Genomic DNA, 752 nt, shown 5'->3' with positions numbered 1-752 from the left:
CACGCACGCGAATGTCGTGCGCCTGATGGAGGTGTGCCGCACCGAGCTGGGCATTCAGAGCGGCGACGTCTGGTCGTTGGTGCACTCGTTCGCGTTCGACTTCTCGGTGTTCGAGATGTGGGGCGCGCTGATGTACGGCGGCACGGTCGTGGTCGTCCCGAGGTCGGTCGCCCGTTCGCCGGAGGACTTCTTCCAGCTCCTGGTGGACGAGAAGGTCACCTTCCTCTCGCAGACCCCGACCGCGTTCCGGTCGCTGACCGCGGTGGCGGACGGCCGTTTCGACGAGCTGTCGCTCAGGTCGGTGGTCTTCGGTGGCGAGAAGCTGGAGATCGCCGAGATCCAGCCGTGGGCCGGCAAGGTCGCGCTGGTCAACATGTACGGCATCACCGAGACCACGGTCCACGTGACGGTCCACGAGTTGACCGCTGAGGATCTGGCGAACCCGTCGGTGAGCCCGGCCGGTGTCGCGTTGCCGGACCTGGCGGTCTACCTGCTGGACCAGGCCGGTCAGCCGGTCCCGGTCGGTGTGCCCGGCGAGATCTACGTCGCCGGTCCGGGTGTGGCCCGGGGCTACCTGGGCCGTGCGTCGTTGACGGCGCAGCGGTTCGTGCCGGACCCGTTCGGTGAGCCCGGCACGCGCATGTACCGCAGTGGCGACCTGGCCCGCTGGACGACCGAGGGCAAGCTCGAGTTCCTCGGCCGCGCCGACGACCAGGTCAAGATCCGCGGCTTCCGCATCGAACTCGGCGAGG

At 68.8% G+C, this 752-nt stretch carries 1 protein-coding gene; it reads left to right on the top strand.

What is annotated here, in order from left to right; translation table 11 throughout:
• On the top strand, positions 1-752 hold a 752-nt coding region (locus IEZ13_RS46155; protein ID WP_189285818.1), incomplete at both ends, for an AMP-binding protein.

The organism is Actinoplanes campanulatus (genome assembly GCF_014647795.1).
GTDB lineage: Bacteria > Actinomycetota > Actinomycetes > Mycobacteriales > Micromonosporaceae > Actinoplanes > Actinoplanes campanulatus.
This window is presented reverse-complemented; position numbering and strand designations above follow the sequence as displayed.